Source organism: Rhodococcus sp. PSBB066 (assembly GCF_017068255.1).
Classification (GTDB): domain Bacteria; phylum Actinomycetota; class Actinomycetes; order Mycobacteriales; family Mycobacteriaceae; genus Rhodococcus; species Rhodococcus aetherivorans.
Window position 1 is genome coordinate 1165812 of sequence record NZ_CP070859.1, and the last position, 19131, is coordinate 1184942.

Here is a 19131-nt window from a genome sequence, read left to right on the forward strand (position 1 = left end):
CACCGACGTGCGGTCCTCGACCGCCCACCGACGATTTCCGACCGCTCGTCGCATCGTGCGCCGGGAGCCGGTCGATCTCCGATTCTCCCACTCCGGGAATGCCCAGGCCAGGCCGTCGACGAGGACGGCGCGAGTGTGGTGTGCCCGATTTGACAGGCGCTTGTGTGGCCCAGGACACTACTAACAGACCGCTTACCGACCGAGCGATCGGTCGTGGCGGGGAAGGTTCCGCAGTCGAGTGGAAGGAACTGCGTCGTGACGTCCGAGAAGCGCCCCTGGACCGCGCTCTACCCGAACGGGCTCGATCCCGAGCCGGCGGTGCCGTTCGTCTCCCTGGTGGACGCGTGGCGCGCCCGCGTGGATGCCAACCCGGACGGCAAGGCCATCGCCTACTTCGACGGTGTGCTGACCGCCCGCGAGACCGACGAGCTCTCCGACGCCCTCGCCGTCGCCCTCGCCGCCCGTGGGGTGCAGCGCGGCGACCGGGTGGGCATCTACCTGCAGAACATCCCCCAGTACGCGCTGACCCTGCTCGCGTTGTGGAAGCTCGGGGCCGCGGCGCTCGTGCTCAACCCCATGTACCGGCGGGCCGAACTGCGCCGCCTCGTCGACGACGCCGAGATCGTCGGCATCGTGTGCGCCGACACCGCCGTCGCGGAGACCGCGGACACCGTCCGCGACAGCTCCGTGCGGTGGATCCTCAGCACCAGCGACCTGGACTTCCAGACCCGCGACGACGCCCGGGTCTTCCCGTCGACGGACCGCGCCGTGGCCGCGCCCGACGGTGACCTCGTCGAGCTGATCGAACAACACCGGGGCCGGCGGCCGCCCCACGTCGAGATCACCGGCGACGACGTCGCGTTGCTCGCCTACACCTCGGGCACCACCGGTCCGCCGAAGGGTGCGATGAACACACACGCCAACGTGCTGGCCGTGGCCACCACCTTCGGTTCCTTCGTCGGCCTGGCCGCCGGCGACGCGGTGTTCGCCGTCGCCCCGCTGTTCCACATCACCGGCGCCGTCATCAACGCCACGCTGGCGCTGGTGCACGACACCGCCCTGGTCTTCGCGAACCGCTTCAACGCCGAGGTCGCGCTCGAGGCCCTCGTCGAGCACGGGGTCACGTTCACGATCGGCTCGATCACGGTGTTCAACGCCCTGTACGAAACCCCCGGCGCCGAGGCCCGCCACTTCGCCTCGATCAAGACCCTCTACTCCGGCGGCGCGCCGATCCCGCCCGCGACCGTGGAGAAGTTCGAAGCGAAGTTCGGCAAGTACATCCACAACGCCTACGGCATGACCGAGACCTCCTCCGGCGTGATCGCGGTACCGCCCGGGCGGCGGGCACCCGTCGACCCCGCCAGCGGCACCCTCGCGATCGGCGTCCCGCTGCCCCTGCTCGACGCGCGTGTCGTCGATGCGGACGGCGCCGACGTCGAACCCGGCAAGCAGGGTGAACTGGAACTGTCCGGCCCGCAGGTGATCTCCGGGTACTGGCGCAACCCCGAGGCGTCCGCCGCCACCCTGCCGGACGGGCGGCTGCGCACCGGCGACGGTGCGATCATCGACCGGCACGGCTGGGTCTACCTGGTGGACCGCCTGAAGGACCAGATCAACGTCTCCGGATACAAGGTGTGGCCCCGCGAGGTCGAGGACGCCCTGTACGAGCATCCCGCCGTCCACGAGGCCGCCGTCGTCGGCCAGCCCGACGACTACCAGGGCGAATCCGTGGTGGCGTACGTGTCGCTCGAACGCGACGCCCACACCACCGAGCGCGAGCTCGTGGACTTCGTCCGCGACCGCCTCGCCGCCTACAAGCGGCCCCGCCGGGTCCACATCGTCGAGAACCTCCCCAAGACCCAGACCGGCAAGATCCGGCGCAGCGACCTGCGCGACCGCGCGATCCCCACCCCGACCGCCTGACGGTCCGTCCCCTCCGGCGTGACCGAATGTCACACGGGTTCGGTCACATCGAACCCATGTGACATTCGGCCACCGCTCCCGCGAACGAAAAGAGATACGACGTGAACACCGACGTCCGGAACACCCGGGGTGCGGTCGACACCGCGCCCACCCTGGCATCGAAGAAGAAATCGCTGTTCGCCAGCGCGGTCGGCAACGTGCTCGAGTGGTACGAGTGGAGCGCCTACGCGGTCTTCGCACCGTTCATCGCCGCGGTGATGTTCAACAACTCCGATCCGATCTCCGCGCTGCTGTCCACGCTCGCGGTCTTCGCTGTCGGCTTCCTCATGCGCCCCCTCGGCGGCATCGTGTTCGGCCGCATCGCCGACCGGCGGGGCCGCAAGTTCGTCCTCGTCACCACGATGCTCATGATGGCGACGGGCAGCCTCGTCATCGGCATCATGCCCACCTACGAGTCCATCGGGGCGTGGGCGTCGCTGATCCTGCTCGCCGCGCGGATCATGCAGGGCTTCGCCCACGGCGGCGAATCGGCCACCGCCTACTCGTACGTCGGTGAGATCGCCCCGCCGCACCGTCGCGGGATGTGGGGCAGCGTCGCCTTCATCGCGATCTTCGGTGGCTCGGTCCTCGCCTACAGCATCGGTGGCGCCGTCACCTCGTCGCTCTCCGAAACCGCCGTCGCCGAATGGGGCTGGCGCATCCCGTTCCTCATCGGCGCCTGCCTGGCCCTGGTCGCCCTGTACCTGCGTCGCAGCATGGACGAGAGCGACGTGTTCGACGCCCACCAGGAGCAGGACGAGCAGCCGCGCATCCCGCGGAAGACCGTCGTCCGCGCGATCCTGCTGATGATCGGCATGACCTCCGGCATCACCGCCGCCCACTACACCTGGACGTCGTACGTCGCCACCTACGCCATCACCCAGCAGGGGATGGACCCCGACGTCGCCTACTGGATGTCGGTGATCGCCCAGTCGATCGCGCTCGTCTCCCTGCCCTTCTGGGGCATGCTGTCCGACCGGATCGGCCGCCGCCCGATGCTGTTCGCGTTCGCCGCACTGATGCTCGTGCTGCAGCTGCCGCTGACGATGATGATCTCCTCGGCCGGATGGACCCTGCTCGTCGCGACGACCGTCGCGCTGCTCGTCGTGTCCGTCCCCGCGTCGGTGCTGTCGGCGACGCTGTCGGAGAGCTTCCCCACCCGGCTGCGGACCCAGGCGATCGGCTTCGCGTACTCGTTCTCCGTCGCGGTGTTCGGCGGAACCGCCCCGTACCTGAATCAGCTCCTGATCGGCCGCGGCATCGGATGGGCGTTCAGCGTGTACATCATGGTGCTGTGCGTGCTGACCGGCATCGCCTGCGTCTTCATGAAGGAGACCAAGGGCATCCGCCTCGAACACGCCTGACGGACGATCGGCTGCGCCCCGCCGGCACGGAACGGCGGGGCGCAGCCGTGTCCCGCGACGTCCCGCGGCCCGGACCGGATGCCGTTACGCTGGGGCTGCCGCAGCGGCGGGACCGGTCCCGGCGTGCTGTACCCGCTCCTCGTCGCGGTGACACGTCGATCCCGTGGGCGAGGAGGCGGTGTGCAGGCAGATTCCGGTGCGCAGCTGCTCGACAGCGACGGGCTCACCGGCCGGGAGGCCGCCGCGCGGCTCCGCCGGGACGGGCCGAACCAGCTTCCGGCCGCGCGACGGGTGCCGTGGTGGCGCAGGCTGATCGCGCAGCTCACGCACTTCTTCGCGCTGCTGTTGTGGTTCGCTTCGGCCCTCGCGTTCGTCGCGGGCATGCCGGAGCTGGGCATCGCCGTGATCGTGGTGATCGTCGTCAACGGCATCTTCGCCTTCGTGCAGCAGGAGCGCGCCGAGAAGGCCGCCGAACGCCTGGGGGAGCTGCTGCCCACCACCATCGTCGTGCGGCGCGACGGGGCGCTGCGCACCGTCGACGCCCGTGACCTGGTGGTCGGCGACGTCGTCGTGCTCACCGGCGGCGACCGGGTCCCGGCCGATCTGACCCTCGCGGTCGCGGGCCGCTGCACCTTCGACGAATCCACCCTCACCGGGGAGAGCGAACCGGTGCTCCGCACGGCCGGCGCGGCCGTGTTCGCCGGAACATTCGTCGCCGAGGGCGAATCCGAAGGGATCGTCACGGCGACGGGTGCGAACACCCGCCTCGCCGGTATCGCGGCCCTGACCACCTCGGTGCGACGTCCACCCGGCCCGCTCGATCTGGAGATCCAGCGCATCGTCCGGACGCTCGCCTTCGGTTCCGTCGGCGTCGGCGCGGTGTTCTTCGCCGTGTCTCTCCTGGTGGGGATCTCTTGGCAGGACGCCTTCCTCTTCGCGGTGGGCATCACCGTCGCCCTCGTGCCCGAGGGACTGCTGCCCACCGTGACGCTGTCGCTGGCGATGGGGGCGCAGCGCATGGCCCGCGACAACGCGCTGGTGCGCAACCTCGAGGCCGTCGAGACCCTCGGTTCGACGACGTTCATCTGCACCGACAAGACGGGCACGCTCACCCAGAACCAGATGAACGTCGTCGAGGCGTGGACCCCGGCCGGGACCGTGGCGGTGCGCGGGGAGGGGTATGCGCCCACCGGTGAGGTGACCGGCCCGGAGCCGGCGGTGGCGGCGGCCGCGACCGCCGGTCTCGCCGGTGCGGCCGCCTCGAAGGGTGGGATCACCCTCGACGACGACGACGAGTGGCGGGCGGTCGGTGACCCGATGGAGGCGGCGATCGCCGCGTTCGCGGCCCGTCTCGCCGGCCCCGGCGCACAGCCGGGGCCGGTCACCCGCCGGTTCGTGTTCGACCCCCGGCGCCGCCGCGAATCGGTGATCGTGGGCGGGCAGCTGCTCCTCAAGGGCGCCCCGGACGCGGTGCTTCCGCGCTGCGCCGACCCGGGCGAACTCGTCGACCGGGCGGAGGAGGCGCTCGCGGACATGGCGTCGCGGGGCCTGCGGGTGCTCGCCGTCGCCCGCCGGACCCTGACCGATCCCGGCGCGGAGACCGACCCGGACCTCGCCGAACGCGACCTCGAACTCCTCGGCCTGCTCGGCATGGAGGATCCGCCGCGGACCGCCGTCCCGGCCGCGTTGCGGGCCGCCCGCGGCGCCGGCATCAAGGTCGCGATGCTCACCGGCGACCATCCCGAGACCGCGCGCGCCATCGCCCGCGAGATCGGGCTGCTCGGGCCCGCGGGCCGGGTGGTGCAGGGCAAGGACCTGCCCGAGGACGATCAGCTGCTCGGTGCCCTGCTCGACCGGGACGGCATCGTGATCAGCCGCGTCTCGCCCGAGCAGAAGCTGCGCGTGGCCAAGGCCCTGCAGGACCGCGGCCACGTGGTGGCGATGACCGGTGACGGCGTCAACGACGGACCGGCCCTGCGGCAGGCCGACATCGGGGTGGCGATGGGTGAGGGCGGCACGGACGTCGCGCGCGAGGCCGCCGATCTGGTGCTGCTCGACGACGACTTCGCGACCATCCTCACCGCGGTGGAACAGGGCCGTGCCACCTACGCCAACATCCGCCGCTTCCTCAGCTATCACCTGACCTCCAACGTGGCCGAACTGACGCCCTTCGCGCTGTGGGGCCTGTCGGGCGGGCAGTTCCCGCTCGCCCTGGGGGTGCTGCAGATCCTGTGCATCGACATCGGCACCGATCTGCTGCCGGCGCTCGCCCTCGGTGGCGAGCCCCCGAGCCGGGACACGCTGAAACGCCCGCCGGAACGCCGCCACCTCGTCGACGGAACCCTGTTGGTCCGGGTGTTCGGTGTGCTCGGGCCGACCGAGGCGATCGTCGAGATGAGCGCGTTCCTCGTGGCGCTGCTCGTCGCGGGCTGGCGCCCCGGGGGCGAATTTCCCACCGGGACGGCACTCCTCGCTGCCTCCGGTGCCGCGTTCACCGCCGTCGTCCTCGGTCAGGTGGGCGCCGCGTTCGCCTGTCGCAGCGCGACCCGGCCGCCGTGGCAGCTCGGGTGGGGCTCGAACCGGCTGCTGCTGTGGGCCGTGCTCGCCGAACTCGTCGCCCTCGTCGTCTTCCTCGGCGTCGGCCCGGTCGCCGACGTTCTCGGGCACGCGGTTCCGCCGCTCGAGGCGCTGGGGGTCGCGCTGCTGGGCATCCCCGCGGTCCTCGTGGTCGACTCCGTGTACAAGCGGGTGCGCCGTCGCCGGCAGTGAGCCCCCGGGGCGTTCGGGGTGCGGGCATCCCGCCGCACGCGCACGATGGGACCGAAGGGGAGGAGCCGCATGGATGTCGTCACAGTTAGGGCTCTGCACAAGCACTACGGAGACGTGCGGGCCGTCGACGTCGTTGACGTGCCGAACCTGGGGTTGCGCCGCCGCGGCACCGGGTATCCCCGGAACACCGCTCGCCGATGATCGGAAGTGACCCGCCATGATCGTCCCCGGCCTGACCGCACCGGACCCGGACACGGAGCCGGGCTCACCCGAGCCTGCCCCGCCGATCCCGCCGACGCCCACGCCGCCGCCGCCGTTCCCACCGGAGCCGAACCCGGTGCCGACCCCACCGGAGCCGCAGCCGCCGTTCCCGCCGGAGCCGGATCCCGAGCCCTCGCCGCCGCATCCGCAGCGGCCCTTCCCCCAGATCCACGACCTCGCGATGTGACGACCTCGCCGACGGCGGGAGTAAGGAGAGCAGGTATGTCGAGCATGTTCGGCCGCACGTTGCTCGGAACGACCGCGGCGACCGCCGCGACGGCGGTGGTGGGATCGATCGCCTCCCGGGACGTGGACACACGCTGGTACCGGCGACTGCGCAAGCCGTCGTTCCAGCCGCCGAGTGCGGTCTTCCCCGTCGTGTGGACGGCGCTGTACGGCGACATCGCGGTGAGTTCCGCGGTGGCCATCGACGAGCTCGAATCGGAGGCGCGGGTCGACGAGGCCACCTACTACCGGGCCGCCCTCGCGGTGAACCTGGCACTCAACGCGTCCTGGTCGTGGGTGTTCTTCAAGGCGCATCGGCTCGTGCCGGCGACGGTGGTCGCCGGGGCGCTCGCGGTGAGCAGCGCCGACCTGCCGCGCCGCGCCGCCCTCGCGAAGCCGGCGGCGGGGGCCGCGCTCGGCCCGTACGCGGTGTGGTGCGCGTTCGCCACGGTCCTCAGCGGCCGGATCGCGCGGCTCAACCGGTCCTGACCGAGCGCGGTCGTCAGTAGAGCGGGTCGTGGCGGATGCGGTCCGCGGGCACGCCGGTGGCCTGCAGCCGGAACTTGGTCGCCTGGATCATGGCGGGGGACCCGGCGATCTGCACGTCGTGCCCCGACCAGTCCCCGGCCTCGGCGACGCACCGGCTCACCGGGCCCTCCAGGAGGGACAGCCCGGCCGGCGGATCGGTGGGGCCGGTGAACCACCACGGGTCGGTCGGCGACTCGGTCACGGGCACGACCGTCAGCCACGGGTTGGTGCGGGCGAGGTGCCACAGGGTCGGCAGGTCGTAGAGATCGCACGGGTAGCGCCCGGCGTAGAACACGGTGACCGCCCGCGTGGCGGGACGCCGGGCGAGGGCCATGAGCTGGGCCCGCATGGGGGCGATCGCGGTACCCGACGCGATCATCAGCAGCGGGCGCGGCCGACCGGGGCCGGGCCGCATCGTCTCCGCCCCCAGGGCGCCGATCGGTGAGCCGAGCACCCACGTCTCGCCGACGCGGGCGTGGCTCACGATGTACGGGCTCACCCAGCCGCCGGAGACGCGACGGACATGGAACTCCACGGCGCCGTCCGCGTCCGGCGGCGTCGCCGGTGACAGGTAACGCCACATGCGCGGCCGCCCCGGAACCTGCACGCTCACGTACTGTCCCGGCTCGTACGCCATCGGCTGGTCGAGCCCCAGGCGCACGACGGCGACGTCGTCGAGCGGTCTGCGGTGCTCCACGACGGTGCCCACCCAGGCGGCGGGGCCGGTTTCGGCGGCCGCGGCCTCGGTCATCGTGGTGGCGACGAGGTGCAGCGCGTGGTGCCATGCGTCGTCGAGCTCGGTGGTCCAGTCGTCGCCGGCGGCCTGCGCCACCGCATCGATCAGGGCCTCGGTGAGCGCCTTGTACTGCCACAGCTCGATGCCGTACTTGCGGTGGTCGCGGCCGAGCTGCTCGAGGAACGGGACGACGGTCTCGGGTCGGCTCAGCCGGTCCACCACGTGGACGACGGCGTGCAGGATGCGTTCGCGTTGCTCGCCCATGGCGGCGGGAAAGTACTGCCGGGTCTCGGGATGACGCGCGAACAGGTTGGCGTAGAACGCTTTCGACAGGGTTTGCAGGCCGTCCGGGCGGGCGGACACGGCCTCGACGTTACTGCGGATCAGCGCACACAGTCTCGGGTCCACAATGTCCGCCACCTCCGCGATCCTGTCCGTGTGCGGCGCGGCGCATGCCGGACGCGTCGCACCGGGGAGCGACTCTAGGGCGGAATACTGCTTGTCGCGAATCGCCCTGTGCCCGGAACGGTCGGCCGGGGAACAGATCTCGGGACGTACGTCCCGGGCGGTCGGGTACTTCGGTCCTGTGGACGAAGCATGTGGACGAAATGCCGGCGCCGCGTGTGCGACCGGCACCACCTGCAGGCGGTGCCCGCATCGCCGCGAAGGTGCCTGGGGGAGGAACGGAAGACGCGTCGGTCTCCGTGCCGTAGGTCACCGTCGCCGGAGGGTGCGGCGGCGGCCCGAAGGTCCCGCGACAATCGGGACCTTCGGGCCGGTTCCCCGGGACGGTTGCGTCGCCCCGGTGGTTACCGCTGGGCTGCAATGCGGTTGCGCATCGCCTCGAGCCCCGCGACGACGACAAGTGCGATCACCACGTGCATCAGCGACAGCGTGATCGTGCTCGGGGTGTCGAAGTCGGCGACGATCGTCGACGCGATGGTGCCGAGCGCGGCCACCGCGCCGACGACCTCGGCGACGCGGATGATGCCGAACCAGCGCAGGCTGAGCAGCGCCGCGAGACTCATGCCGACGGTGAGCGGGACGACGGTCATGACGAGAACGCCGCCCGGGGCGGCGCTTTCGACGGTGTCGCCGTTGGTCACCTCGAACGAGCCGCCGGCGGCGAGGCCGACGAGCCACAGTGCGACGTTGGCGACGAGAGCCACGACGACCGGGACGAGCACCGCCATCGGACGGCTGAGCGAGAAGGCGGGCAGGGTCGACGTGGTGGTGCGGTCGAGAGGCTTGACAACACTCATGGTGTCCTCCGGAAGGGCCGATGAACTGACGTCGCTCATCGTTCAACCTCGAGTCGACTCGAGGTCAAGTCCGTTCCGCGCAAGCTATGCCGCGGCCACCGCGCACCAGTCCACGGTGACCGAACGGGCACCGGAATGCGCGAGCATCGAACGCACGGGGCCGCCCAGGCACAGCTGCCGGTCGAGCTCCCGCTGCTCCGCATCCGGGTCGCGGGCGTCGGGGGCGCCCACGAGGATCTCCGCCGGCTCGGTGCTGCGCGCACCCTCCACCAGCAGTCGCTCCTCGTCGACCACCCGCACGGGCACGTCGTCCGATCCGGCCACGTCGCCGACCAGCAGGGCCACGTAGTCGGCGTCGTCGTCGGCGTCGTGATAGGCCAGCAGCCGGCCGCGGACGGTGCCCGAGGCGACCCGGTGATCGAGAGTCAGCCCGGACTGCGTGGGTGTTCCCGCCGCGACGGCACGCAGGCAGTGCGGCAACGTCACCCGTCGTGAGGTCCAGCTGAAGAAGGCCCCACACCCCGTTTCCATGGCACTCGCTCCTCCTCGGTACGTCCGGGCGAGGTGGTCCCCGGTTCTGTGATCAGTGTGCGCCGGGGGTCCGACATGTTCCGGGAGTGGCCGAGCTGCTGCCGGAGCAGGTTCAGGGCGTGGTGCTGGGCGAGCCGGACGGAGGTGGCATCGGTGTTCAGGGCACGGGCCGTGTCGGTGATCGACAGGCCACACGCGATGCGCAAGTGCAGCACGGCACGGTAGCGGTGCGGGAGGGCAGCGATCAGCGTCGAGGGTCGTGTCGCCGCCTTGTCCGTCGTCACCGCCTCGTCCGTCGTCACCGCGTGCGTCCTCCTCCGTCCGGTGCGGGACATCGTGTCGCGACCGGTGTCCCGGACGGAAGGGACCGGTGTCCCGATCCTGTGGGCGCGCGGCGTCTGCTGTGATGCACTCGCGGAACGACGCACCAGGAGGCTTTCGTGAGACCCACCACCGAGGACATCGAGCGGATGACCTCCACCCTGTTCCTGTCCGAGGACGCCCGGCCCCGTTCCCGGCGCGCGACGTTCTGGACCCTGCTCGTGCTGGCCGCGGTCATCGCCTCGGCGGGCGTCGTCGCGGACTCGACCGCCACCGTCATCGGCGCCATGATCGTGGCGCCGCTGATGACGCCGATCGTCGGGACCGCGCTGGCCGTCGTCCTCAACGACCACCGCAACCTGATCGCCTCCGCGCTGCTCGTCGTGGCAGGATCGGCCGCGGTGGTCGCGACCGGATTCGCGGTGGGCCTGCTCGATCCGCTGGACGTGCTCGCGCAGAACAACAGCCAGGTGGCGGGACGGGTCGCGCCGCGGATGATCGACCTCGTCGCCGCCTTGGCCACCGGTGCGGTCGGGGCCTTCGCGCTGGTGCGCCGCGATGTGTCCGACACCCTGCCCGGGGTGGCGATCGCGATCTCGCTCGTGCCGCCGCTCGCGGTGGTCGGCCTGACCCTCGAGTCCGGCGCGCCGCGGCAGGCCGGTGGGGCCCTGTTGCTGTTCGCCACCAACGTCGCCGCCATCGTCGCCACCGGCACCCTGGTCTTTCTGCTGGCGGGGGTGCGCGGGGCGGCGCACCGCGCCGGCCGTACGGTCGGGGACCTGCGCGGCCTCAGCGTGCTCACGGTCGTCGCCGCGGTCGTGCTCGTCGCGGTCCCCCTGGGGGTGTCCAGCACGCGAGTGATCCGGCAGGAGACGCTGAAGGCCGACGTCGCCCCCGTCGCGGAGCAGTGGGCGCAGGAGCAGGGCTGGGTGATCACCGACATCGGATTCCGCGAGTCCGTGCTGTGGATCGAGGCGCTCGGGCCGCCGCCCGAGGCGGATCCGGCGACCCTGCGCGACGCCCTGAACGAGGCCGGGCTGCGCGACGTCGACGTGGAGGTCACCCTCGTGATCGGCGGAACGCGGCGCCTGCCCGGCGGGTAGGGGCGGCGCTCAGCACACGACCGGCCGCGCCCCGGCCGGGTCCAGCGCGGCCAGCACCAGCTGCTCGGCGACCGGATCGTAGGGGATCGAGACGTGGTCGGCGGTGTTCGCGGGGCACACGTCCTGCAGCAGGATGTTCTGCGCGCCGGGCCCGGTGAGGAACGACGCCGTGTAGGGGATGATCACCTGGTCGTATCTGGTGGCGACGACCGTGTAGGAGACGCCCTCGACGGTGTCGCTGCCGGCGTTGAGCTCGGCGAGCACGGCATCCTGCGCGACCGACGGCGGCCCGAGCGACGGGTAGTTCGCCGGCGCCAGCCCGACGATGCGGCTGGTCTTGTCCGCCCCGCCGAGGAACCGCACGTACCACCGGGGGACGGCGCCGCCCTTGGAGTGACCGACGATGCTCACTCGCTCGGCGCCGGTTTCGGCCAGGACGGTGTCGACGAACGCCGCCAGTTCGCCGGCGGCGTCCGGGATCGGCCCGCGCGCCTTGAACGGCTCGCCCGGCGGTGCGCCGTAGTCGAGTGCGAACACGCAGTACCCCTCGGCCTTCAGCGCCGGTGCCAATCCGGCCCAGTTGGCGTAGGAGTTCTCGAGGAAGCCGTGGACGAGCACCACCGGTTCGGGGTGCGCCGGTGTGGGCACGCAGTCGACATCGTTCGTCCCGGCCGGGACGACGCCGGGATGCGCCAGCGAGTAGGCGAGCGCGGCGCCGAAGGTGCTCTGCGGCGGGCCGGTCGTTGCCTCCGCGGCACGCTGTTCGGCGCCCGCCGTGGGTGCGGCGGTCGCGATGCTGCACGCCGCGATCAGCCCTACGAGGGCGAGCCTGCCGACCATGTCGCCCATCCTCGCGTCCGGCGGGTGTCCGGGGGCGCGAAATGCGCGAAAGGGCGTCATCCCGCGGGCGGGGGCCGGATCTTCTGCTGCGTGACGCGCCACAGTCGCCGCGGCAGGCCGCCTTCCTCGAAGGCTTCCACCTGCGGTTCGGTGAATCCCTGCGCCAGACGCTCGACGAGTGCCCGATCGAAGAAGTGGACGACGAACCCGCCGTGCTCGGTCAGGTTGTCGCCCCGGTCCGTCCCGGTGGCGAAGTGGGCGTCGCCGGTGTGCCGCACGGTGTAGACGTGCCAGCCGCCCGGGCGCAGCACCCGATGCACTTCGGTGCCGAGCGCGTCGATCTCCTCGGTGGTGAGGGCCATGTTGAAGAGCATGTGGCTGTAGACGGCGTCGACGGACGCGTCGGCGACGGGCAGGGGTTCACGCACGTCGTGCACGCGGGTCGTGAGCCGGTCGGCCACGCCGGCCTCGGCCGCGACGCGCCGGAGTTCGCCGAGGCCCTCGGGCGCGTAGTCGAGCGCGGTCACCGACAACCCGGCCCGGAGGAAGGCCAGCGTGTCCCGGCCCTGGCCGGCGCCGAGTTCGAGGACCTCACGCACCTGCTCGCGGTCGAACAGCTCGAGGGCGCGCCGGGCAGGCTCGCTCGGTGCGGGACCGTACATCGTCGGGTTGTCGCGATAGGTGCGCTGCCAGTGTCCGCGCTGGGCGTCCAGGGCGCCGCGGTCGACATGTTCCATGCCGTGCCTTCCTCGTGACTTCCGGCCGTGGACGGCCGGCCCTGTGCGGTCGGGCGCGCCGGCGTCGATGCCGATCGACACATGGTGCCTCGGCTGCCTCCGAGGGCGGGCCCGAATCGTGGACCCGGCAGACGGTCCCGCTCGCGTCCCGCTCCGTAGCGAGCACCCGGCGACGCTCGATCGAATGGTCTGCGGGCCGTTGAGGTGGGGTCGATGTGCAGCGTAAAGTGAGTACGATCGTTGTCAGATGGAGGGTGTATGCGGACGATCCGTACCGTCGGTGATCTTGTCTCGCCTCTGGGGGGATCGATCAACGCGGCGAATGTCATCATGCAACTGGCCGTGCCCGGAGTGGGGCAGGGAGTGATCGAGAGCGCGGTGCACTCCGGCCGGGCGGATCTGCATCCCGTCAAGCGCGCCCGCACCACCACGACGTACCTCGCGGTGGCGGTATTCGGCAACGAGGACGATCGCGCCTACGTGCGGGAAGCGGTACGGCGAATCCACGCCCGGGTCGTGTCCGGGCCGGATTCGGTGACCCCCTACAGCGCCAACTCTCCCAAGCTGCAGTTGTGGGTGGCGGTGTGCCTGCTGAAGTACTTCGTCGACCAGTACGAATACCTGCACGGTCCGTTGACCGACGCCGAGTACGAGCGGGTGCTTCGCGACGGGGCCACGTTGGGCACCACCTTGAACGTGCGGCCCGGGGCGTGGCCGGTCACGCGCGAGGAGTACGACAGCGTGTGGCGTGCGGGCCTGGACGAGGTGTCGATGACGGACGAAGTCCGTACCTATCTCGCCGCCCTGGCGGACCTCCGTTTCCTCGAGGTCCGGCTGGGCCGGGCCGGCTACGCGATACACCGAGCGCTCGGCCGCCCGTTCCGGCTCGTCACACGAGGAGCGTTACCGCCGGAATTCCGCGCGGTCATGGAATTCGAGTGGTCGTCGGACGATCAGCGCGCCTTCGCCCGGTACCTGCGCCTGCTGCGCGCCGTGCACCGGCTGACGCCGGGACTGTGGAGCATTCCGTGGAAGGCGTATCTGGTCGACCTGCGCCTGCGGCGCCGCTTGGGCCTGCCCGTCTTCTGACATGCCGCCGCGCCGGTGTCCGGGTGGCCGGAATATCGCCCGCACCGCACCGGTTCGTATAGTTGAGTAATCAACTATTGACGGAGGCTCATCGTGCAGTTCGGCATCTTCACCATCGGCGACGTGACCCGCGACCCCACCACGGGCCGCGTACCCACCGAGCACGAACGCATCGTCGCGATGACGGAGATCGCGCTGAAGGCCGAGGAGGTCGGGCTCGACGTCTTCGCGAGCGGCGAGCACCACAATCCGCCGTTCGTCCCGTCGTCGCCCACCACCATGCTCGGCTGGATCGCCGCCAGGACCGAGAAACTGATCCTTTCCACGGCCACGACGCTGATCACGACGAACGATCCGCTGAAGATCGCCGAGGACTTTGCGATGCTGCAGCACCTCTCGGGCGGCCGCGTCGACCTCATGATGGGCCGCGGCAACACCGGCCCGGTCTACCCGTGGTTCGGCAAGGACATCCGCCAGGGCATCCCGCTCGCGATCGAGAACTACCACCTGCTGCGCCGCCTGTGGCGGGAGAAGGCCCTCGATTGGGAAGGCAAGTTCCGCACCCCGCTGCGCGGCTACACCTCGACCCCCTGGCCGCTCGACGACACCCCGCCGTTCGTGTGGCACGGCTCGATCCGCTCGCCGGAGATCGCCGAACAGGCCGCGTTCTACGGCGACGGCTTCTTCCACAACAACATCTTCTGGAACCGGGAACACATCCAGCAGATGATCAGCCTCTACCGCACCCGGTTCGAGCAGTACGGCCACGGCGCCGCCGACCAGGCGATCGTCGGCCTCGGCGGCCAGGTGTTCATGGCGGAGACCGAGGAGAAGGCCAAGCGCGTCTTCCGGCCGTACTTCGACAACGCCCCCGTCTACGGTCACGGACCGTCGCTCGAGGACTTCTCCGCGACGACCCCGCTGACCGTCGGCACCCCCGAGCAGGTGATCGAGCGCACCCTGGGCTTCGCCGACTACGCGGGCGACTACCAGCGGCAGCTGTTCCTCATGGACCACGGCGGTCTGCCCCTCGACGTGGTGCTCGAGCAGATCGAGATCCTCGGCCGCGAGGTCGTGCCCGTGCTGCGCACCGAGTTCGAACGACGCCGCCCGGCGCACGTGCCGTCGGAGCCCCCGACGCACGCCTCGCTCGTCGCCGCGGGTCCGGATTCCCCGCACCGCCTCGTGGTTCCCGCAAAGGTGGATCTGTCCGCCGCCGAGGAGGCCGACGCCCGATGAGCCGCCGCATCGTCGTCGTCACCGCCGGGCTCTCGCAGCCGTCGTCGACGCGTCTGCTGGCGGACCGGATCGCCGCCGCCGTCACCGCGGCGGTCGGCGCGCGGGGTGAGTCCGCGGATGTCGAGGTGGTCGAACTCCGCGATCTCGCAACCGATCTCGCGACCACGTTCGCCACCGGCGGCCTGCCGGCCCCGGCCGTCGCGCGGGCGCGTGAGCAGGTGTCGCACGCCGACGGTCTGATCGCCGTCACTCCGGTGTTCACCGCAAGTTACAGCGGCCTGTTCAAGATGTTCTTCGACGTGCTCGACACCGACGCGCTGAACGGCATGCCCACGATCGTCGCCGCGACCGCGGGCTCGGCCCGGCACTCGATGGTGCTCGACTTCGCGATGCGTCCACTGCTGACGTTCCTGCGCGCGGTGGTCGTCCCCACGGGCGTGTTCGCCGCGACCGAGGACTTCGGCGACGGGGAGGCCGGCGTCGCCCTCGGCAGCCGGATCCGGCGGGCGGCCGAGGAACTCGCAGCGCTCGTCGTCGGTGAACGGACCGGTGTGGACGGCTTCACGCCCGCGTCCTCCCCGGCGCGGCCGCGCCCGTCGGGGAACTCGCTGCGCGCCCCCGGCACGCCGTTCCAGGACCTGCTGCGCGCCCACATGGGTTGAGAACTCGTCGTACCGCGGCGTGGCGCGGAGCGGGCCGGGTAGGCCGTGCCGCATCCGAAACCTGATCACCCGGCCGGCAACCGCGCGCGCAACTCGTCCGCGCCCGGCCCGGACACCAGGGGCAGCGCCACGCGGCGGCCGGTGAGCAGCAACAGGATCGCGGAGATCGGCCCCCGGATCTCCGGCCCCTCCCCGGCCGACCATTCGGCGTCCGTGGCGGTGAGCCGGTAGCCGCGCAGCGGAAGGGAGCGGAAGACCCGGGCCTTGCCCCTGCCGCCGAAGGACCACACGCGGGTGGCCGCCGCGGCCGCCGCGGTCACCGGCATCTCGAGGTCGCGGTGCAGCGGGATCGCGATGTCCTGGCCGTGCACGAGGATGTCGCTCAGGGGCTCGAGGCTGGTCAGCCCCACGTTGCGGCGGCGGGAACCGATCGTCGCGCGCAGGTCCGCGATCAACCGGTCGGTCGGCAGGGCCGCCCGTCGGCGGGCGGCGGCGCAGATCATCGAGTTCAGCGGGCCGGGATGACGCAGAACCATCCGGACGCAGTCCCCGACGGTCAGCTGCTGCAGGGTCAGGTGGGCCGCGACGTCGCGTACCGTCCAGCCGTCGCACAGCGACGGCTGTGCCCATTCGTCGTCGGACAGCTGCCCGAGCAGGTCCGCCGTGCGTCGTCGCTCGCTGTCGATCGCGGCCCACACCTCGTCGTCGTTCATCGCCGGGTCCTTCCGTCTCAGCGGAACACCGGTGGCCGGGTCCTGGTGCGTTCGAGCTCGAAGACGTCCGCGAAGCCGGACAGCACTCGCGCCCTCGAAGACGCGCACGGCGTCGTGGCCGCGGGGAATCGAGTCCCCGGCGATCGGTTCGCCGGTCATATCGCACCTCCCGGACGGGCACAATCAGTACGATGTTGGTACCAATATAGTTCGATGATCGGACTATCGGCAAGGGAGGATGATGGCCGAGGACCTCAGTGCCGCCGTGCTGATGTTCATCGCCCAGCGCTCGGCGGAGAACCGCATTCTCGCGGCGCTGCGGCGCGCCGGCTACGACGACATCACGCTCGCCCAGGCGCGGGTGGCCGCCCGGATCGGACCCGGTGGGACCCGGCTGACAGTTCTCGCCGAACAGGCCCAGGTGGCCAAGCAGACAGCCAGCTTCCTCGTCGACCAGCTCGAGCGGGCCGGCTACGTCGAACGCACGGTCGACCCCACCGACGCCCGCGCGCGACTCGTGCGGATCGCTCCGCGCGGCGCCGAGGCCGGTCACGTCGCCCGGGCCGAGGAGGCGCGGATCGAGGCCGAGTGGACCGAGCATCTCGGCGCGCGCCGGATGAAGCAGCTGCGCGAGGCGCTCACCCTGCTCCGTGAGATCACCGATCCGTACCGGCCGTCGGGGGAGTAGTCGCCCGGTCACGTCCCACCGGACGTGGGGCGCTCATCCGTCGGTGTCACGCGCGCCGTACATCGGGAACGATGTTGGCGTTCCGATGAAAGACGTTGTGCGGATCGTACTTCGCCTTGATCTCGGCCAGTCGGGCATATTTGGTGGGGCCGTAGGCGGCGCGCACCCGGTCCTGTTCGAACTCGGCCATGGAGTTGACGTACGCGCCGATGCCGACCGAATACGGGCGCAGGGCCTCCCAGACGGACCGCACCCAGGCCCGCTCCGGTGGCAGCAGACCGGGATCGGGACAGACGCCGACGATGAAGACGGCGAAGCGTGGCGTCCGTCCGCCGCCGAAAGCGGTGTCGTCCTCCCTCGTTTCGCAGTACGCCTCGTCCAGCCGGTAGAACAACAGGAGCGACAGGGGCGAGTTCTTCTGCGGCACGACATCGACGACTGTCGCGATCAGATCGTCGGAGAGATCTTCGACGTAGCAACCCTTGTCGTAGCAGTAGAAGCCCCACGCGTTGCCCTCGTCGAGCAGCTGCTGCACGTCGACGTAGGGCATCGGCGTGACGTACTCGAACAGCGGTGGCAGAGCGCGCCGAATCCGCGCCAGCGCGTCCTCGTGCGTCTGCGGTGCTCCGAAACCGGTGACGAGGAAGGCATAGCCGGGCTGGAGGTGATATTGCTCGGGCACGAACGGGGCGGGTGGGGCGTTCACGCCGGCGATCACGATGTTCAGCTCGCGGGGCAGCGTATCGATGACCTCCCGGGCGAGCCGCAACACCTCGGTGCCTTGATCCAGGCCCCAGAACAGGAGCCCGAACTGCACGACGGGGCCGGCCTCGTGCAGGCGGAACTCGAACTCCGTCACCACCCCGAAGTTGCCGCCGCCGCCCCGGATCGCCCAGAACAGGTCCGGATTCTCGTCCTCGGCGGCACGCAGGATCCGGCCGTCGGCAGTGACGACCTCGGCCGACTCGAGGTTGTCGATGCTCAATCCGGCCTGCCGGGTGAGCCAGCCCATTCCTCCGCCCAGCGTCAGTCCCGCGACGCCCGTGTGACTGATCAGACCGGCCGGGACGGCGAGCCCGTGGGCCTGCGTGGCGGCATCGAGGTCACGCAACAGGGCGCCCCCGCCGACCCGTACTCGCCTGCTCTCCGGGTCGACGACGACGTGATCCATCGATCCGAGGTCGATCACCAGGCCGTCGTCGACGACGGAGGCGCCCGCGGTGCTGTGCGCACCCGCGCGCACGGCCATCTCCATTCCGTGCTCGGTCGCGTAGGCGATCGCCGCCTTCACGTCGGCGGTGCTCCGGCATTGTGCGATCGCGGCCGGGCGGCGGTCGATGTCGGCGTTCCACACCGTGCGCGCTTCGTCGTAGTCCGCGTCGCCGGGTCCGAGAACCGGGCCCTCCATCGCGGCCCGCAGCATGCCGAGGTCGCCGGTCGTACGAGTCATGTGTCCTCCAGACGTTGCCGGGAGCAGGCGGGATCGTCTCCGGCGAGGCGTTCGGCGCGTTCCCGGATGCCGAGCAGCATCCTGCGCATCATCGGAAAATCGGCCAGTTCCATCAGCGCGACGGTGAGCGGAAGCGACGGCGTGGGCCGGTAGGAGGCCTTCAACCGGCTCACGAGCCGGGTCCGTCGCCCGTCGTCGATGGGATCGAGGCGCCACGACCACGTCGAATCCGGCTTCGCCCAGACGAGGCAGCGCCCCGGATCGAAGGAGTGCACCCGGAAGGACGTCGCCGCCGTGGCCCGACTCGCCATCGGCGCCGCCACGTCGCCGACCTCGATGCACTGCAGGCGCGGATCGATCGTCGTCGCGCTGGGCCGCCCCAGATTGTCGAGACGGTCGTAGGAGTAGAAGCCGGCCCGGTTGTAGCCGACCTGGACGATCCACGGCCACACGCACTCGGCCGGCGCCTCGATCGTGAGGGCACGGGTCGCAGTGAACGTCGCCGAGGAGAGGATGTCGTCTCCGGGCATCGCACCGGCGTGCTCGGCGGTCGTCGCTCCCCACCGCAGGTGCCACCGGCGGTAGAAGGCGAATGCGCTCACCGCTGTCGCGACGCCTGCGATCGTGAGGATCGCCATGAGGAAACTGTTC

The 19131-nt window shown here is 71.1% G+C and carries 19 protein-coding genes; 10 read left to right on the top strand and 9 right to left on the bottom strand.

The window, feature by feature from the left end; all coding sequences use genetic code 11:
• Positions 1–255 precede the first annotated feature (255 nt).
• The 5 genes from JYA75_RS05380 to JYA75_RS05400 all read left to right on the top strand — a co-directional run bounded on the left by JYA75_RS05380 (position 256) and on the right by JYA75_RS05400 (position 7070).
• The gene (locus JYA75_RS05380; RefSeq protein ID WP_203329758.1) at positions 256–1923 is read left to right on the top strand and encodes an AMP-binding protein; all 1668 of its coding nucleotides are present in this window, start codon (positions 256–258) and stop codon (positions 1921–1923) included.
• Positions 1924–2024: 101 nt separating this feature from the next.
• Positions 2025–3326 carry an MFS transporter gene (locus tag JYA75_RS05385; RefSeq protein WP_029546660.1) on the top strand — a complete coding sequence of 434 codons (1302 nt, stop codon included), beginning with the start codon at positions 2025–2027 and terminating at the stop codon, positions 3324–3326.
• A gap of 180 nt (positions 3327–3506) precedes the next feature.
• Positions 3507–6095: a cation-transporting P-type ATPase gene (locus JYA75_RS05390; protein WP_203329759.1), complete on the top strand. Its 2589-nt coding sequence runs from the start codon at positions 3507–3509 to the stop codon at positions 6093–6095.
• A gap of 217 nt (positions 6096–6312) precedes the next feature.
• A complete protein-coding gene (locus JYA75_RS05395; RefSeq protein WP_029546658.1) occupies positions 6313–6543 on the top strand; it encodes a hypothetical protein in 231 nt (76 codons plus the stop codon).
• A gap of 35 nt (positions 6544–6578) precedes the next feature.
• The gene (locus JYA75_RS05400) at positions 6579–7070 is read left to right on the top strand and encodes a TspO/MBR family protein (protein ID WP_203329760.1); all 492 of its coding nucleotides are present in this window, start codon (positions 6579–6581) and stop codon (positions 7068–7070) included.
• 13 nt (positions 7071–7083) lie between these two features.
• Here the strand turns inward: JYA75_RS05400 and JYA75_RS05405 are convergent, their stop codons facing one another.
• The 4 genes from JYA75_RS05405 to JYA75_RS05420 form a co-directional block, all read right to left on the bottom strand.
• The gene (locus tag JYA75_RS05405) at positions 7084–8253 is read right to left on the bottom strand and encodes a globin domain-containing protein (protein WP_203330149.1); all 1170 of its coding nucleotides are present in this window, start codon (positions 8251–8253) and stop codon (positions 7084–7086) included.
• Between the two features lie 401 nt (positions 8254–8654).
• Entirely contained in the window at positions 8655–9107 is a 453-nt protein-coding gene (locus JYA75_RS05410) for a DUF6069 family protein (protein WP_029546655.1), read from the bottom strand.
• A gap of 84 nt (positions 9108–9191) precedes the next feature.
• The gene (locus tag JYA75_RS05415) at positions 9192–9638 is read right to left on the bottom strand and encodes a hypothetical protein (RefSeq protein WP_065923311.1); all 447 of its coding nucleotides are present in this window, start codon (positions 9636–9638) and stop codon (positions 9192–9194) included.
• Positions 9590–9940, bottom strand: a complete 351-nt coding sequence (locus JYA75_RS05420; RefSeq protein WP_006932498.1) for a sigma factor-like helix-turn-helix DNA-binding protein — start codon at positions 9938–9940, stop codon at positions 9590–9592. The genes JYA75_RS05415 and JYA75_RS05420 overlap by 49 nt, the downstream gene beginning before the upstream one ends.
• 138 nt (positions 9941–10078) lie before the next feature.
• Here JYA75_RS05420 and JYA75_RS05425 point away from each other — a divergent pair, with 138 nt between their 5' ends.
• Positions 10079–11062, top strand: coding sequence for a DUF389 domain-containing protein (locus JYA75_RS05425; RefSeq protein ID WP_006932499.1), 984 nt, complete (start codon positions 10079–10081; stop codon positions 11060–11062).
• A gap of 9 nt (positions 11063–11071) precedes the next feature.
• On the opposite strand, the gene JYA75_RS05430 is transcribed toward JYA75_RS05425, so the two are convergent.
• Together JYA75_RS05430 and JYA75_RS05435 are read right to left on the bottom strand one after the other, a co-directional pair.
• Positions 11072–11902, bottom strand: a complete 831-nt coding sequence (locus JYA75_RS05430) for an alpha/beta fold hydrolase (protein WP_044475677.1) — start codon at positions 11900–11902, stop codon at positions 11072–11074.
• Positions 11903–11958: 56 nt separating this feature from the next.
• Positions 11959–12639: a class I SAM-dependent methyltransferase gene (locus JYA75_RS05435; protein WP_203329761.1), complete on the bottom strand. Its 681-nt coding sequence runs from the start codon at positions 12637–12639 to the stop codon at positions 11959–11961.
• Between the two features lie 258 nt (positions 12640–12897).
• Here JYA75_RS05435 and JYA75_RS05440 point away from each other — a divergent pair, with 258 nt between their 5' ends.
• From JYA75_RS05440 to JYA75_RS05450, 3 genes are all read left to right on the top strand, one after another.
• The gene (locus JYA75_RS05440; protein ID WP_043796829.1) at positions 12898–13728 is read left to right on the top strand and encodes an oxygenase MpaB family protein; all 831 of its coding nucleotides are present in this window, start codon (positions 12898–12900) and stop codon (positions 13726–13728) included.
• A 93-nt stretch (positions 13729–13821) separates the two neighbouring features.
• Entirely contained in the window at positions 13822–14967 is a 1146-nt protein-coding gene (locus JYA75_RS05445; protein ID WP_203329762.1) for an LLM class flavin-dependent oxidoreductase, read from the top strand.
• The gene (locus JYA75_RS05450; protein WP_203329763.1) at positions 14964–15629 is read left to right on the top strand and encodes an FMN reductase; all 666 of its coding nucleotides are present in this window, start codon (positions 14964–14966) and stop codon (positions 15627–15629) included. Before JYA75_RS05445 ends, JYA75_RS05450 begins: the two co-directional genes overlap by 4 nt.
• A 65-nt stretch (positions 15630–15694) precedes the next feature.
• On the opposite strand, the gene JYA75_RS05455 is transcribed toward JYA75_RS05450, so the two are convergent.
• A complete protein-coding gene (locus JYA75_RS05455; RefSeq protein ID WP_203329764.1) occupies positions 15695–16342 on the bottom strand; it encodes a maleylpyruvate isomerase family mycothiol-dependent enzyme in 648 nt (215 codons plus the stop codon).
• Between the two features lie 241 nt (positions 16343–16583).
• Between JYA75_RS05455 and JYA75_RS05460 the strand changes: the two genes are divergently transcribed.
• Entirely contained in the window at positions 16584–17030 is a 447-nt protein-coding gene (locus tag JYA75_RS05460) for a MarR family transcriptional regulator (RefSeq protein ID WP_080688420.1), read from the top strand.
• A gap of 46 nt (positions 17031–17076) precedes the next feature.
• Here JYA75_RS05460 and JYA75_RS05465 read toward each other — a convergent pair whose 3' ends face one another.
• Positions 17077–18480: an FAD-binding oxidoreductase gene (locus JYA75_RS05465; RefSeq protein ID WP_050036126.1), complete on the bottom strand. Its 1404-nt coding sequence runs from the start codon at positions 18478–18480 to the stop codon at positions 17077–17079.
• Positions 18477–19118 (bottom strand): hypothetical protein, encoded by a 642-nt coding sequence (locus JYA75_RS05470; RefSeq protein WP_006944155.1) that lies wholly within the window; start codon positions 19116–19118, stop codon positions 18477–18479. The genes JYA75_RS05465 and JYA75_RS05470 overlap by 4 nt, the downstream gene beginning before the upstream one ends.
• Positions 19119–19131 lie beyond the last annotated feature (13 nt).